This is a genomic window from Salmonella sp. 3C (assembly GCF_025426275.1).
GTDB lineage: Bacteria > Pseudomonadota > Gammaproteobacteria > Enterobacterales > Enterobacteriaceae > Salmonella > Salmonella enterica.
The window spans coordinates 4,281,886-4,296,842 of sequence record NZ_CP104858.1 but is presented as its reverse complement, the minus strand read 5'-3'; the positions used below and the strand labels follow the sequence as shown (position 1 = coordinate 4,296,842).

Below are 14,957 nucleotides of genomic sequence, written 5' to 3'. Positions count from 1 at the left end.
CATTTTTTAACTGTTGTACAAAAATTTGCGCTAACTCAAGCTGATTGCCCTTGCCATATCTTAGACTTTCTCCACTGTATTATTTTCCTGGCTTATATTTTCGAAGCATAACGGTGGAGTTAGTGATGCTGAAGCGTTTCTTTATTACAGGTACAGACACTTCTGTTGGGAAGACGGTGGTTTCCCGCGCATTACTACAAGCGTTAGCGTCGAGTGGTAAGAGCGTTGCAGGGTATAAACCTGTCGCTAAAGGGAGCAAAGAGACTGCAGAAGGGATGCGCAACAAAGATGCGCTGGTATTGCAAAGCGTCTCTTCGCTGGAGTTGCCGTATGAGGCGATTAATCCGATCGCGTTAAGCGAAGAAGAAAGCAGCGTCGCGCATAGCTGTCCTATAAATTACACCTTGCTGTCCAACGGTCTGGCGAGCCTGAGCGATAAAGTGGACCACGTTGTTGTGGAGGGCACTGGTGGCTGGCGTAGTTTGATGAATGATTTACGTCCATTGTCTGAATGGGTGGTACAGGAACAGTTACCGGTATTGATGGTGGTAGGGATTCAGGAGGGGTGCATTAATCATGCGCTACTGACTGCGCAAGCTGTCGCTAATGATGGACTGCCCTTAATTGGCTGGGTGGCGAATCGTATCAATCCTGGCCTGGCGCATTATGCTGAAATTATTGATGTGCTTGGGAAAAAACTGCCAGCGCCGCTGATTGGCGAGCTACCGTACCTGCCGCGCGCCGAGCAGCGTGAGCTGGGGCAGTATATTCGTTTGTCAATGCTCGGCAGCGTGCTGGCGGTAGATAGAATCATGGCGTAACGTTCGCGAGAGCACTGACGCGACTACACAGGCAATCAGCAGACCGGGGAGTAACTGATACTCGCCGGTCATTTCACAAATCATCAGGGTGGACATTATCGGCGCATGGGTTGTCGCCGCCAGTAGCGTCGCCATACCCGCCAGCCCCAATAAAATCGCTATTTCATCCGAGCCTGGCAGCCAGAATCCCCATATCCGACCCAGAAACATTCCAATTGATAATCCGACAAATAATGTTGGCGTAAAGACGCCGCCCGGCGCGCCAGACCCGCTGCTGGCGAGCACCGCCAGGATTTTGCACGCAAAAATTCCGCCAATCAGCGAGAATAGCGGCGGAGAGAGCAAAAATGATTGTACGACGCTATAGCCGTTTCCCCATACCGTGGGCGTGAGTAACGACAGTAATCCGACAATAAGCCCGCCCAACGCCAGTTGCCAGGGCGGGGACAGTTTTAAGCGTAAGAAACTATTATGGCTGGCCGTCATCAGCCACATCAGTAATGGACCGCACAGACCGGCGACCAGGCCGGTACTGACTATCATGACGTACTCCCGCGCGTGGAGATCAACGGTCAGATGTACGGTATAGAGTAGTGAATCGCTACCGTTTAATAGATGGGTGGTTAGCAGGGCGACGACGGCGGAAACGACAACCGGGCCGAGGGAAGCCAGCATTAAGGTACCGAACAGGATTTCCGCGATAAACAGGCTGCCCGCCAGCGGCGCATGGTAAGCGCCCGCCATGCCCGCAGCGGCGCCGCTGGCGATCCATAATTTCCATTCCTCACGCGGCGTGAAGCGTCGGGCAAAGCTGGATGCCGCCAGCGCGGCGAGGAGGATCATTGCGCCTTCGCGACCAATTGCGCTGCCGCTGACCACGACCAGCAGCGAGGCCAGCGATTTCACCAGACTGGCGCCAACGTCAAATTGCCCGTCGGTTTGCAATGCTTCCATATAGTCAGTGGGCGCATGGGGGCGCTGTTGGTTCATTTTTTGCCACCCCCACAGCAACAGACCAGCGGCCAGGCCGCCAAGCGCTGGCGTAATCAGCCGTCGCCAGGGCGAAAGCCCCTCAGCCGCATTCACCAGACTGCCGGTGTCATTACTCAGGAAAATCCACTCCAGCAATTGCATCGCATGACGGAAGGCGGCGACAGCCAGCGCCGCGAGAATACCGATGAGCGTAGCGATCAGCAGGCGACGAAACATCGCTCGCAGATCCGGGTAAGCGTGTAAACGATGCATGAGCGGGTAAATAGGGAGTTTCAGGATAGCCTATTCTGCGGGGAAATGGCGTCAGACGCAAAAGCACTATGTGCGATATAATATTGCGTACAATAATGATACTGCCGGATAGCGAGAGGCCATCCGGCGGCAACGTTAGCTGCTTTCGTGAATATTTAGCGCCCGACGCGTGCGGCCTGAGCTGAGATAATCGGCGATGTAATCCTGAGAGATTTCACCGTTATAGCGTCCGTCTTCATCAACGATCGGCATCCAGCTAGTATTACTTTCGTACAATCTGGACAGCACAATACGCAGATTATCTTCCGCTTTGCCCGTAATACGGAAAGGATGGGTGATATCGGCGCAGATTCCGCTGGCGTTCCGCGCTTCCCGGCGCTTCACAAATCCCAGTGGCTTACCGTCGTTGTCAATGACGGTAATGGCGCGAATATCGTGATCATCCATAATGCCGAATGCCTCGCTTAACGGCATGGAAGGCCGCGCGGTAATGGTTGGCTGTTGGTCGGTAACATCGCCCGCGGAGACCAGTAGCAAACGCTTTAACGTTCTGTCCTGACCGACAAACGACCCGACAAACTCGTTAGCCGGTTTGGCCAGCAGTTCATCAGGACTGGCGCACTGTACAATTCGCCCCTGACGGAACACGGCGATACGGTCGCCGAGCTTTAGCGCTTCGTCGATATCATGGCTGACCAGCATCACGGTCTTTTTTAGCTTACGCTGCATATCCAGAAACTGGTTCTGGATCACTTCGCGGTTAATGGGGTCCACCGCGCCGAAGGGCTCATCCATCAGCAGTACCGGCGGATCGGCGGCCAGAGCGCGGATCACGCCAATACGCTGTTGCTGTCCCCCGGACATCTCCTTTGGATAGCGATGCAGAAATTTTCTGGCATCCAGCGCCACCATGTCCATCAACTCTTCGGCGCGTTGCTTGCAGCGCGCTTTGTCCCAACCCAACATGCGCGGCACAACGGTAATATTTTCTTCAATCGTCATATTAGGAAACAGGCCGATCTGCTGGATAACATACCCAATATTGCGGCGTAGCGTTACCGTATCCATATCGTTGGTATTCTCGCCGTTGATAAGAATATTACCGCTGCTGGGCGCGATCAGCCGGTTGATCATCTTTAACGTGGTGGTTTTGCCGCAGCCGGAGGGACCGAGTAAGACGCACATTTCGCCTTCCGGCACGTTCAGGTTGACGTTGTCGACGGCTTTTAGCGGCTGACCCTTTTTCTGTACAAATTGTTTGGTGAGATTTTCCAGTTTTATCATTATCGTATCCCCTTAGGTGTCAGTACGACTTGCAGACGATGCAACAGCCAGTCAAGTACAATTGCCAGTAGACAGATCATTAGCGCGCCGGCAATTAACATGCGAATATCGCTGCCGCTAATGCCGTTTAACAGTAGCAGCCCCAGACCACCAGCGCCGATCACCGCGGCAATCGCCATCACGCCGATATTCATCACTACCGCGGTGCGGATACCCCCGAAAATAACCGGTAGGGCCATTGGGATTTCGACCCAGCGCAGCCGTTGCCAGAAAGTCATACCGATGCCGCGTCCCGCTTCACGCAGACCGGGCGGCAAACTATCAAGCGCAGTATGGGTATTACGGACAATCGGCAGTAAAGAGTAGAGAAAAACGGCCGTCACAGCGGGCAGAACGCCAATACCATGCCCGATCAGCGAAAAGAGCGGGATCATTAATCCAAACAGCGCGATAGACGGAATGGTAAGAAGTAGCGTGGCGGCGCCCAATACCGGCATTGCCAGCCATTTGTGGCGTACAATCAAAACGCCTAACGGTACGCCGATGATAATCGCCAGACCGACGGCCAGCGCGACCAGCCAGAGATGCTGAAAGGTAAGGCTGGCGAGATAGCCTGCATTATCCAGCATATAATGTATCGTATCCATAGGCGCTCCTTACAGCAGACCTTTGTCCTGCAAAAATTGATGGGCTACCTGTTGCGGCGTGCGATGCTCGATATCGACCTGGGCGTTTAGGGTCGATATCACATCGTTATTGAGCAGGCCGGAAAGGGTGTTTAAGGCGTCATCAAGGCCAGGATTGGCTTCCAGCACCTCTTTACGCACCACGGGCGTGACAGCGTAACTTGGAAAGAAGCCTTTATCATCTTCCAGCACTTTCAGATCAAACCCTTTCACCCGTCCGTCGGTGGTATAGACCAGCCCGGCGTCAACCAGCCCATCCCGAACGGCGTTATAGACCAGCCCTGGGTCCATCTGTCGTATTTGCGGGCGATCAAGCTGCATTTGGTAGGCTTGCTGAAGGGGCTTCATCCCATCGCTGCGCCCGGCAAATTCCAGATCGAGACCGAGCATCCAGTTGTGGTCAGGATCGTTCTGCCGGACCTGTTCGATTTTTGCCACCATTTGCGAGATGGTGGTGATATTTTCCGACTCGGCGCGTTTGCGCTGCATCGCGAACGCGTAAGTATTGTTCATGTCAGCCGGTTTGAGCCATACCAGGCCCAGCTTCGCATCCAGGCGTTTTACCGTGTCGTAGGTTTCCTGTGGACTCATGCGCTTATCGATACGGTTGAAAATAATCAGCGATGTACCGGTGTATTCCCAGGTAATATCAATTTGTTTATTCACCATCGCATTACGTGAAATCACCGCGGCGATATTGGTTTGCGGCTGAACCTGAAAGCCTTTCTTCTGCAAATACTGAACGGTCATAGCGGAAAGAATATGCTGCTCGGTAAAGCTTTTGGTGGCGAGAACCAGCGGCGCGGCCTGCGTCTGGCTACTGAACAACAGCGTTGCGGCAAGCCATCCCAACAGGTGTTTTTTGAATCTCATTTAACGCTCCTTATTGTTATTTATGCGTTCAGACGGTATGAGGGCTAAGGCGTCGCCCAAACCAGGCAAGCAGAGTGTCAAGAATCAGCGCGAATAACGCCGTGGCCGTTGCGCCGAGGATCAACGTCGGAAAATCGTTGAGATAAATTCCCGGGAAAATCAGCTCGCCGTAGCTGCTGGCGCCGATCAGAAAGGCCAGCGGCGCGGTGCCGACATTGATGGCGGTCGCGATGCGAATACCGGACAGCATCACTGGCCACGCATTAGGTAGCTCTACCTGACGAAGCCGCTGCCATTTTGTCATCCCAATCCCGTTCGCCGCTTCAATCAGTGAGGCGGGAACGGAACAGAGGCCCGCATAGGTATTGCGGACGATAGGCAGAAGGGAGGCCAGAAATAGCGCGACAATGGCGGGCGTATCGCCGATCCCGATAATCACCATCGCTAAGGCCAGAACGGCCAGCGGCGGCAAGGTATTACCAACATTAAAGATTTGCATGACATATTCAGCAAATCCTTTTGCCGCAGGTCGGCTGAGTAAAATCCCGCTCGGGATACCGACCAGTAAAGCAAAAAACATGGACGTAAAGACCAGCATCAAATGCCGTTGCCCGAGATACAGCAGATCGACCTGACGCGCTTTCAGCGTCTCCAGACCGATTCCCCAGATAAACAGCGCCAGTAACAGCAAAATGACGATAGTGAACCCAAGTACACGTTTTAGGGTGAGGGTGTGCATTGCGGTGTGTCTCCCTGTTTGCATGTGTTATGGCGACGTTAAGAGTCGCGTGTTGTTATGCCATGTTCCGGCAGGGTACTTTGAGCTATAGCAACAGGTTGGGAAGGATTCCAGCGAAGCGTGATGTTTAACACTATTAAACATCTATTAACAATTATGCTTTGCCCTTATGCGGCTTAGCGTAAACATTCACGATAAAGAATTATCTTAAAAACAGAAATGTAGTGTGACGTTGTCACTTTTTGTAGATAAAAATAGGCCGCAATGGGAGAAAAGGCAGGTAAAATCCTGCCTTTTGTGGGGATTAACGGAATAACGGTTTTACAGCGACGGGAATAATAAGTTGAGCTTGCCATTGCGCCAGAGTCAGACGCGCCAGTTGCCCCAACGCCTGATAAAACGGATGCCCGGCATGATCGATAAATACGTCCAGAAAGCGGGACGACCACGGAAACAGATGCCAGGCCAGGAGTTGTTCGCATTCATGATGACGATCATTCTCGGCAAGCCAGGCCGCCAGCAGCAACAGCGACCCAAAATGATCTTCTGGCTCGTTTTGTTGCATTTCAAACTGAATTCCGTTTTCGCGCATCCACTGACGTAGCGCCAGCGTAGAATCGCCAAATAATACGCTCTCACGATCCAGCCAGACGGAACCCCACGGCGGAGACGGCAGAGCGTAAGGGCCGATAAACAGACGCTGCCAGGCCTGTGGCAACGACTCTTCGCTGTGGGTCTTAAACATAGCCGCCACAGGCGCAAGCGCCTCGGCATCAAGCGGCCACTGCGCCTGCCAGTCGTCGGTTAATAGCGCCTGAACCAGAGGAGCGGTTTCGTGGCTTTCCGGCGAATAATAAAACAACGCGCCAAGAACACGCGCCGTTACTGAAAAATCATCACGTTGTAAAAAAGTGGTCATTCAAACAATCCCGAAAGGTGCGGGTCGCCCCGCACGCATAAATTAACCTGCGATGGCCATACCTACGGTCATATGCAGGCCATAAAAAAGTCCGCGGCCAATAATTTCGCCCGCCAGCACCAGCACGACACCGAGCAGCAAACCAACGGTATGCGGTTCGCGGCGACGGATTAGCGGACATAGCCAGCAGCCTAATCCGGCGGCAAGCAAGACAATGCGCCAGACCTGTAGCATACCGTAATCCGGCGCGAGATGGCTGGCCTGTTGCACGGAACTGTGAATGGTTGAGAGAGACAGTCCTTGTAGTACGATGACCGCCACGCACACCACCAATGCTAGGCCGCTAATACTGGCAAACGTCACGCTGCAAAATGGGACGCGCGCGATGCGTAGCAGTAGCGCCGCAAACACCGGGCCGCACAGGAATGCCGTGAGGAAAAAGGCCAGCGTGGTGTAGCCATTATACCAGGTTGGCACGGTATCTATCTGATAAACGAGCGTCATTGCCCAGATGAATGCAACGCCGAGCGCCATACTGACCAGCAGCCACACTTTACCCAGCGCCGGGGGCATTTTACCGAGTACCGCCACCAGCCACCAGATGCCGCCTACGGCAAAGAACACCGATCCTGCGGCGATTTCATTACTCAGTGCGGAAGCGCCTACGCGGTTAAGCGAGTTAAACGCGCGCATCGGCGAGCCGAGATGCATAATCGACGCGAGGAATCCTAGTCCCATCACCAGCCACAGAAAAAACATGCTACGCACGATGCGCTGACGGGCGATGGTATCGTCTTTTGCCGTCAGCCAGCCCAGTCCGCTAACGATTAACGCGCCGACCACGCACTGACCAAAGACCGTGAAGATCATCAACGGCCATTCATGCCATCCACTTCCCATCTTATACCTCCTTCGGATTGGCCAGATAACCGGTAGTGTCCCCGGTCGGGCGGCTGTTGGCGTTCGGTTTAATCACAATATTCGGCTTCGTGAAATGCGCGCGCGGCAACGGCGCGACGGCAGCCAGCTCTCCGTGTTTTTTACGCAGTTCGTCTATCGGGCCAAAGTCCAGCGCCCGCAGCGGGCAGGACTCCACGCAAATCGGCTTTTTGCCGTCGGCGACGCGATCATGACAGCCGTCGCACTTAGTCATATGACCTTTGGCGGCGTTGTACTGCGGCGCGCCGTACGGGCAGGCCATGTGGCAGTAGCGGCAGCCGATACAGACCTCTTCGTTCACCACCACAAAACCGTCATCGCGCTTGTGCATCGCGCCGCTCGGGCAGACTTTGGTACAGGCCGGGTCTTCGCAGTGGTTGCATGAAATGGAGAGATAATAGGCAAAGACGTTCTGGTGCCAGACGCCGTTATCTTCCTGCCAGTCGCCACCTGCGTATTCATATATCCGCCGGAAACTGACGTCGGGAGTGAGATCTTTGTAGTCCTTGCAGGCCAGTTCGCAGGTTTTGCAACCGGTGCAACGACTGGAATCAATAAAAAATCCATACTGGGTTGTCATCGGTTACTCCTTACGCCTTTTCAACCTGAACAAGATTACTGTGTGACGGATTACCTTTCGCCAGTGGGGAAGGCCGGTGCGACGTCAGAATGTTAATGGAGCCGCCGCGATCGACTTTGTCGCCAAACATGTCGGCATTTAACCAGGCGCCCTGGCCGATAGCGGTGACGCCAGGCAATATGCGCGGCGTGACTTTTGCCAGAATGAGCATCTCTCCATTCTGGTTAAAGACCCGCACGGTGTCGCCATGCTGAATGCCGCGCGCTTGCGCATCAATCGGGTTGATCCAGATCTCCTGCGGACACGCCTGTTGCAGGATGTCGATATTGCCGTAGCTGGAGTGGGTACGCGCTTTATAGTGGAAGCCGGTTAGCTGTAGCGGGTAGCGCTGACGAAGCGGATCGTCCCAACCGTCAAAGCCTGGCGTATAGGCGGGTAAAGGATGGATAATCTCATCTTTCTTCAGCTCCCACGTGTTGGCGAGGGTTGCCAGACGCTCGGAATAGATTTCGATTTTACCGGACGGCGTTTTCAGTGGGTTGGCGGCAGGGTCTTCGCGGAATGAGCGGAAAGCGACGTAGTGCTCCTCCGGGCATTTTTTCTTGAAAATCCCTGTCTGTTTCATCTCTTCGTAATCCGGCATTTCCGGGTTACGCGCTTTGGTTTTTGCGTGCAGGTATTTGACCCACTCATGCTGCGTGCGGCCTTCTGTGAAGGTCTGGTATACGTCCGGACCAAGCCGTTTAGCCACTTCACTGAGCGTCCAGTAAATGGGCTTTCTTTCAAATTTCGGCGAGGTGGCGGGCTGACCAAGAATGACATAGCCCATATTGCCTGCGGATTCGTGGGAAATCAGATCTTCCTGCTCGGTCGGCATTAAATCAGGCAGCAGAATGTCGCAATATTTTGCCGACGCGGTCATAAAGTGCTCGATGCCGACGATCATTTCACATTTACTGTCGTCCTGAAGCACCTCGTGGGTGTGGGCGATGTCGCCATGCTGATTGATCAGCGTATTACTGGCGTAGCACCACAAAAATTTGATCGGCACGTCGAGCTTGTCTTTTCCCCGCACGCCGTCGCGTGTGGCGGTCATTTCCGCGCCATGATCGATAGCGTCGGTCCAGGTAAAGACCGAAATCTGGGTTTTTACCGGGTTCTCCAGCATAGAAAACCATTCGACGCCCAGATCCCAGGTGCCTTCGCGCACGCCGGAATTACCGCCATTTATGCCGACGTTACCGGTGAGTACAGACAGCATGGCGATTGCGCGTGCGGTCTGCTCCCCGTTAGAGTGGCGTTGCGGTCCCCAGCCCTGGCAAATGTAAGCCGGTTTCGCCGAGCCGATTTCCCGCGCCAGTTGAATGATTTTTTCCGCCGGAATACTGGTAATCTGCGCGGCCCATTGCGGCGTTTTAGCAATACCGTCGTCGCCCTGACCCAAAATATAGGCTTTATAGTGCGCGTTACGCGGGGCCGAGGTGGGCAGAGTGGTTTCGTCGTAGCCGATGCAGTATTTATCCAGAAACGGTTTATCAATAAGATCTTCGGTAATCAGCACCCAGGCGATTGCCGCCGCCAGCGCGCCATCGGTACTAGGGCGAATCGGCAGCCACTCGTCTTCGCGGCCGGCGGCAGTGTCGTTATAACGCGGGTCAATCACGATCATCCGGGCGTTGGAGCGCTCGCGCGCTTGTTCGACATAGTATGTCACGCCGCCGCCGCTCATACGTGTTTCCGCGGGGTTATTGCCAAACATCACCACCAGTTTTGTATTGGCGATATCATCCGGACTGTTGCCGTCGTTGCCGCCGAACATATAGCTCATGGCCGCGCTGATTTGGGCGGTGCTGTAGCTACCGTAACGGCTGAGATAGCCGCCGCAGGCGTTCATCAGGCGATACGGTACGTTAGAATTGGTAATATTGCCGCCGTCCACGCCGGTACCGTAAAGGACATGTACCGCTTCGTTGCCGTAGTCCTTGAGGATACGTTTCAGGTTATCGCCGATGGTATCCAACGCTTCATCCCAACTGATACGTTCGAATTTGCCTTCTCCTCGTTTACCAACGCGTTTCATCGGATATTTCAGGCGATCGGGATGATTCATCCGGCGACGAATAGAACGGCCGCGCAGGCAGGCGCGTACCTGATGGTTGCCATATTCATCGTTGCCCGTGGTATCTGATTCAACCCAATATACGGTGTCATCTTTTACGTGTAGGCGCAGCAGGCAGCGGCTGCCGCAGTTAACGGTACATGAACTCCAGACCGCTTTTTCTGCCACATTGCCGGATGCGAGGTCTGCTGCGGCGTGTGCGATGCGGGAGAACGGAAGGGTGAAAGCGCTACTGGCAAGCGCAAGGCTACCGATAGCGGAGGTTTTCACCAGGCTTCGTCGGCTGATACTGGCCGCCATTAATGCCTCAGGGTTGGTGATTTTCATAACAGCTCACTATGCTCATCCAAAAAAGAGTTTTAAATGTCGTTGTGTTCGCAAAACGGGGAGCTCCGGGCGCGTAAAAACGTCCCGGAGCAGGCGGCTTAGATTTTTTCGATTTCCACCAGATTTGTATGTTGAGGATTCCCTTTTGCCAGGGGGGAAGGACGCAGCGTCGTGAGCGTATTGATGCAGGCGCCGTGGTCAATTTTATCGCCAGCCATATCCGCATTATGCCATGCGCCCTGACCCATCGCGCTGACGCCCGGCAGAATACGCGGCGTGACTTTGGCGGGTAGACGCACCTCTCCACGATCGTTAAAGACGCGAACCTTATCGCCATTCGCGATACCACGTTTTTGCGCATCGAGCGGATTTATCCACACCTCCTGGCGACAGGCGGCCTGCAGAACATCAATATTGCCGTAGCTTGAATGGGTACGGGATTTATAGTGAAAGCCAAACAGCTGTAGCGGGAAGGTGCTCCGCTTCGGATCGTCCCATCCTTCAAAAGTAGGGGTATAAATCGGCAGTGGGCTTATCACGTCGCCTTCCGCCAGCTCCCAGGTACTGGCGATGTGAGCGAGTTTGCTTGAGTAGATTTCGATTTTACCGGACGGCGTTTTTAACGGATTGGCCTGCGGATCTTCACGAAATTTTTTATAGGCGACAAAGTGGCCGTTGGGATCTTTGCGTTTATAGATGCCCATTTTTTTCAGATCGTCATACGCGGGCAATGCCGGATCTCTTGCCTGCATTTTGGCGTACAGATATTGCAGCCATTGCGCCTGTGTACGGCCTTCGGTAAACCGCTGATACACATCGTCGCCGAGGCGTCTGGCGATTTCGCTGAGTACCCAGTAGATGGGCTTGCGTTCAAACTTAGGCGTCGTCGCCGGTTGGATAAAAATCAGATATCCCATATTGCCGGCGTAATCATTGGGGATGATATCTTCCTGTTCGACGGTCATGAGATCCGGCAGTAAAATATCGGCGTACTTCGCGGAAGAGGTCATAAAATTGTCGATGACCACAATCATTTCGCATTTCGTTTCATCCTGAAGAATTTCATGGGTTTTATTAATATCCGAATGCTGATTAATCAGGGTGTTGCCAGCGTAGTTCCATAGAAATTTGATCGGGACATCCAGCTTATCTTTGCCGCGTACGCCGTCGCGCAGGGCGGTCATTTCCGGGCCGCGCGCAATGGCGTCCGTCCAGCTAAAGCAGGAGATGGTGGTTTTAACGGGATTCTCCAGGACCGGCAGACGTTCAATGGTAATGGTGTAAGTGGATTCGCGTGCGCCGCTATTACCGCCATGAATGCCGACGTTGCCGGTCAGAATCGGTAACATGGCGATGGCGCGAGCGGTTTGTTCGCCGTTCGCCTGACGCTGCGGGCCCCAACCCTGACAGATGTAGGCCGGCTTGACGCTGCCTATCTCGCGCGCCAGTTTGATAATCCGATCGGCGGGGATGCCGGTAATATGCGATGCCCACTGCGGCGTTTTGGCGATACCGTCCTCGCCCTGGCCCAAAATATAAGCCTTATAATGGCCATTGGGGGGCGCGTCAGCCGGAAGGGTCTTTTCATCGTAGCCGATACAATAGTTATCGAGAAAAGGCTGGTCAACGAGATTTTCGTTAATCAATACCCAGGCAATTCCCGCCACCAGCGCGGCATCGGTGCCGGGGCGAATCGGTATCCACTCGTCTTCACGTCCGGCAGCGGTATCGGTATAGCGCGGATCTATTACGATCATGCGCGCATTTGAGCGTTCACGCGCTTGCTCCAGAAACCAGGTAATGCCGCCGCCGCTCATGCGTGTTTCAGCCGGATTATTGCCGAACATGACCACCAGTTTACTGTTTTCGATATCAGATGTGCTGTTGCCGTCGTTGGAACCATAGGTGTAGGGCATGGCGCAAGAAATTTGCGCGGTACTGTATGAGCCGTATTGATTCAACGAACCGCCGTAGCAGTTCATCAAACGCTTCACCGGCGAGGCGGCAGGCGACGAGCGGGTTATGTTGCCGCCTACGATGCCGGATGAATAGTGGATATAAACGGCTTCATTGCCGTAGGTCTCTACGGTCTTTTTCAGGCTGGCGCTAATGGTGTCCAGTGCTTCCTGCCAGCTAATGCGTTCAAATTTGCCTTCGCCGCGGCGGCCAACGCGTTTCATGGGATAGTTAAGGCGATCCGGATGGTTAATACGCCGACGGATTGAACGGCCCCGCAGGCAGGCGCGAACCTGATGATTGCCGTAGACATCGTCGCCAGTGTTATCAGTTTCAACCCACCAGACTTCATTATCTTTTACATGCAGACGCAGGGCGCAGCGACTGCCGCAGTTGACCGAACAGGCGCCCCAGACGATTTTATCTTCTTCGTTGCGCATAGCCTGCTGCACCGCCGCGGCCGCGGTACGCATCCCAAACGGTAAAGATACGCCTCCGGCAGCCAGCGCCAGTGAGCCAAGCGCCGCTGATTTCACTAACGTCCTGCGGCTAACGCCTGTTTGTTGCTTTTCTCCGGGCATCACTCACTCCATTGTCGTTATTATTTCGCTATATATTGATAACTATAACGAAATTATTAACATGCTAATGATGTAATGAGTTTACCCCTTTGGGAGTAAGGATTATTAATCCATGTCAAAGAGCGTTACCCTCCGGACCCGGAGGGCAGGAGGAGGTTATTGCGGTTCGGCGGATGAACCGTCCTGAGCGGGAGAGGTATTGGCTGGCGCATTGCCGCTGTTGGTGCGGGTATAAAGAATTTTATGCGTGTCGTTCGCGCAATGGCCCACCACCTGTGAGTCCGGCTGATCGGCCTGGTCGTTAGGAACGATAGTGAGCGTAAAATTATCCGCCGGCACGCCGTTATTGATGATACGTTGTTCAATATCGCTTTTTACTCTCTCGCACGATCCCGGTGCCGCCATTACTAGCGAGGGGGCGCTGACTAACGCCAGAGCGGCTATTGCAGTTGCGATTTTCATCATGAACTCCTGTGATTAATGACGATGTTCTAAGCTTAGCATTTTTCGTGTAAATAACTGTATTTGCTAATATGATGATAAATATCTTTTCATCCTGGTGATACGTGTGAAGAAACCCCTTTTACTGACGTTATTGTGCATGATACTGGCAGGTTGTGATAACCCGAAATCCCTTGAGTCTTTTACGCCGGAAATGGCCAGTTTTTCGAACGAATTTGATTTTGATCCATTACGTGGTCCGGTAAAGGATTTCAGCCAGACATTGATGAGTGAGAATGGCGAAGTGGCGAAGCAGGTCACCGGTACGCTTTCACAGGAAGGCTGTTTTGATACGCTTGAGTTACACGATCTGGAGAATAATACGGGGCTGGCGCTCGTGCTGGATGCCAATTATTACCGGGATGCTCAGACGCTGGAAAAAAAAGTGCAGTTACAGGGGAAGTGTCAGCTGGCGGCGTTGCCTTCGGCGGGCGTGACCTGGGAAACGGACGACAACGGTTTTGTGGTATCGGCGACGGGCAAAGAGATGAAGGTCGAGTACCGCTATGATAGCGAAGGCTATCCGTTAGGTAAGACAACCATAAACTCGCAGAATACGCTCTCTGTGACGGCAAAACCCTCCGCGGACCCGCGTAAAAAGCTGGATTATACGGCAGTCAGCCGGGTGAATGATCGACAGGTCGGCAACGTCACACAGAGCTGCGAATATGATGCGTACGCGAACCCTGTTGACTGCCGGCTTGTTATCGTCGATGAGAGCGTTAAGCCGGCAGTGTCCCACCATTACACCATTAAAAATCGTATCGATTACTACTAAACCGGGCGCGGTGCGACTCTCCGTGACTACCGCGCCGCGTTTACTGCGCGGTGGGTTTCAGGAGCGTAGAACCGGACGTTTTATGTTCATCCAGATACTGCTGCTGGAAGATACACATGCGGATGGTGTTACGGTATTCGCCGTTAATGAAGAACTCATGAATCAGCTCGCCTTCTACTCTAAACCCGAGTTTACGGTAGATGTGAATCGCTTTTTCATTCTCTTTATCGACGATCAAATACAATTTATAGAGGTTGAGTACGGTAAATCCGTAATCCATCGCCAGTTTGGCCGCGCGTGACGCCAGGCCTTTTCCCTGGTACTCCGGCGAGATAATAATCTGAAATTCCGCCCGCCGATGCACATGGTTAATTTCCACCAGTTCTACCAGCCCGGCGTTTTCACCATCGCATTCGACGACAAAGCGCCGTTCGCTTTGGTCGTGGATGTGTTTGTCGTAGAGATCCGACAGTTCGACAAAAGCCTCATACGGCTCTTCAAACCAGTAACGCATAACGCTGGCATTATTATCAAGCTGGTGGACAAATCGTAAATCTTCACGCTCAAGCGGGCGCAGTCTGACCTTGTAGTCACTTGTCATACTGTATC

14 protein-coding genes are annotated in these 14,957 nt (G+C 53.5%); 2 read left to right on the top strand and 12 right to left on the bottom strand.

The annotated features are described in order from the left end of the window. Positions 1-125: 125 nt before the first annotated feature. On the top strand, positions 126-821 hold the full coding sequence (gene bioD, locus N7E69_RS20755) for a dethiobiotin synthase (protein WP_000919233.1): 696 nt from the start codon (positions 126-128) through the stop codon (positions 819-821). Here the strand turns inward: bioD and clcB are convergent. The 11 genes from clcB to N7E69_RS20700 all read right to left on the bottom strand — a co-directional run bounded on the left by clcB (position 777) and on the right by N7E69_RS20700 (position 13,534). After that, on the bottom strand, positions 777-2,066 hold the full coding sequence (gene clcB, locus N7E69_RS20750; RefSeq protein WP_000554906.1) for a voltage-gated ClC-type chloride channel ClcB: 1,290 nt from the start codon (positions 2,064-2,066) through the stop codon (positions 777-779). The genes bioD and clcB overlap by 45 nt on opposite strands. A 135-nt stretch (positions 2,067-2,201) precedes the next feature. After that, positions 2,202-3,350, bottom strand: a complete 1,149-nt coding sequence (gene osmV / locus N7E69_RS20745; RefSeq protein ID WP_000593089.1) for an osmoprotectant ABC transporter ATP-binding protein OsmV — start codon at positions 3,348-3,350, stop codon at positions 2,202-2,204. Beyond that, complete coding sequence (gene osmW, locus N7E69_RS20740) at positions 3,350-3,997, bottom strand: osmoprotectant ABC transporter permease OsmW (RefSeq protein WP_000379673.1); 648 nt, start codon at positions 3,995-3,997, stop codon at positions 3,350-3,352. Before osmW ends, osmV begins: the two co-directional genes overlap by 1 nt. Positions 3,998-4,006: 9 nt before the next feature. Beyond that, positions 4,007-4,909, bottom strand: coding sequence for an osmoprotectant ABC transporter substrate-binding protein OsmX (gene osmX / locus N7E69_RS20735; RefSeq protein ID WP_001211193.1), 903 nt, complete (start codon positions 4,907-4,909; stop codon positions 4,007-4,009). A gap of 28 nt (positions 4,910-4,937) precedes the next feature. Then, a complete protein-coding gene (osmY, locus tag N7E69_RS20730; RefSeq protein WP_000557304.1) occupies positions 4,938-5,648 on the bottom strand; it encodes an osmoprotectant ABC transporter permease OsmY in 711 nt (236 codons plus the stop codon). Between the two features lie 304 nt (positions 5,649-5,952). Continuing rightward, the gene (gene dmsD / locus N7E69_RS20725) at positions 5,953-6,567 is read right to left on the bottom strand and encodes a Tat proofreading chaperone DmsD (RefSeq protein ID WP_000206571.1); all 615 of its coding nucleotides are present in this window, start codon (positions 6,565-6,567) and stop codon (positions 5,953-5,955) included. 42 nt (positions 6,568-6,609) lie between these two features. Then, positions 6,610-7,467 (bottom strand): dimethyl sulfoxide reductase anchor subunit family protein, encoded by an 858-nt coding sequence (locus N7E69_RS20720; RefSeq protein ID WP_000534697.1) that lies wholly within the window; start codon positions 7,465-7,467, stop codon positions 6,610-6,612. A 1-nt stretch (position 7,468) separates the two neighbouring features. Continuing rightward, positions 7,469-8,086 (bottom strand): dimethylsulfoxide reductase iron-sulfur subunit DmsB, encoded by a 618-nt coding sequence (dmsB, locus tag N7E69_RS20715; protein ID WP_000213062.1) that lies wholly within the window; start codon positions 8,084-8,086, stop codon positions 7,469-7,471. Positions 8,087-8,096: 10 nt separating this feature from the next. After that, positions 8,097-10,532, bottom strand: coding sequence for a selenate/tellurate reductase subunit YnfF (gene ynfF / locus N7E69_RS20710; RefSeq protein ID WP_039507061.1), 2,436 nt, complete (start codon positions 10,530-10,532; stop codon positions 8,097-8,099). Between the two features lie 98 nt (positions 10,533-10,630). Continuing rightward, positions 10,631-13,069: a selenate/tellurate reductase subunit YnfE gene (gene ynfE / locus N7E69_RS20705; protein WP_001117609.1), complete on the bottom strand. Its 2,439-nt coding sequence runs from the start codon at positions 13,067-13,069 to the stop codon at positions 10,631-10,633. A 156-nt stretch (positions 13,070-13,225) separates the two neighbouring features. Then, the gene (locus N7E69_RS20700; protein WP_000975514.1) at positions 13,226-13,534 is read right to left on the bottom strand and encodes a DUF1161 domain-containing protein; all 309 of its coding nucleotides are present in this window, start codon (positions 13,532-13,534) and stop codon (positions 13,226-13,228) included. A 103-nt stretch (positions 13,535-13,637) separates the two neighbouring features. Here N7E69_RS20700 and N7E69_RS20695 point away from each other — a divergent pair, with 103 nt between their 5' ends. Then, positions 13,638-14,348 carry a YnfC family lipoprotein gene (locus N7E69_RS20695; protein WP_000743123.1) on the top strand — a complete coding sequence of 237 codons (711 nt, stop codon included), beginning with the start codon at positions 13,638-13,640 and terminating at the stop codon, positions 14,346-14,348. Positions 14,349-14,388: 40 nt separating this feature from the next. Here the strand turns inward: N7E69_RS20695 and speG are convergent, their stop codons facing one another. Further along, entirely contained in the window at positions 14,389-14,949 is a 561-nt protein-coding gene (speG, locus tag N7E69_RS20690; RefSeq protein ID WP_000199997.1) for a spermidine N1-acetyltransferase, read from the bottom strand. Between the last annotated feature and the right edge of the window lie 8 nt (positions 14,950-14,957).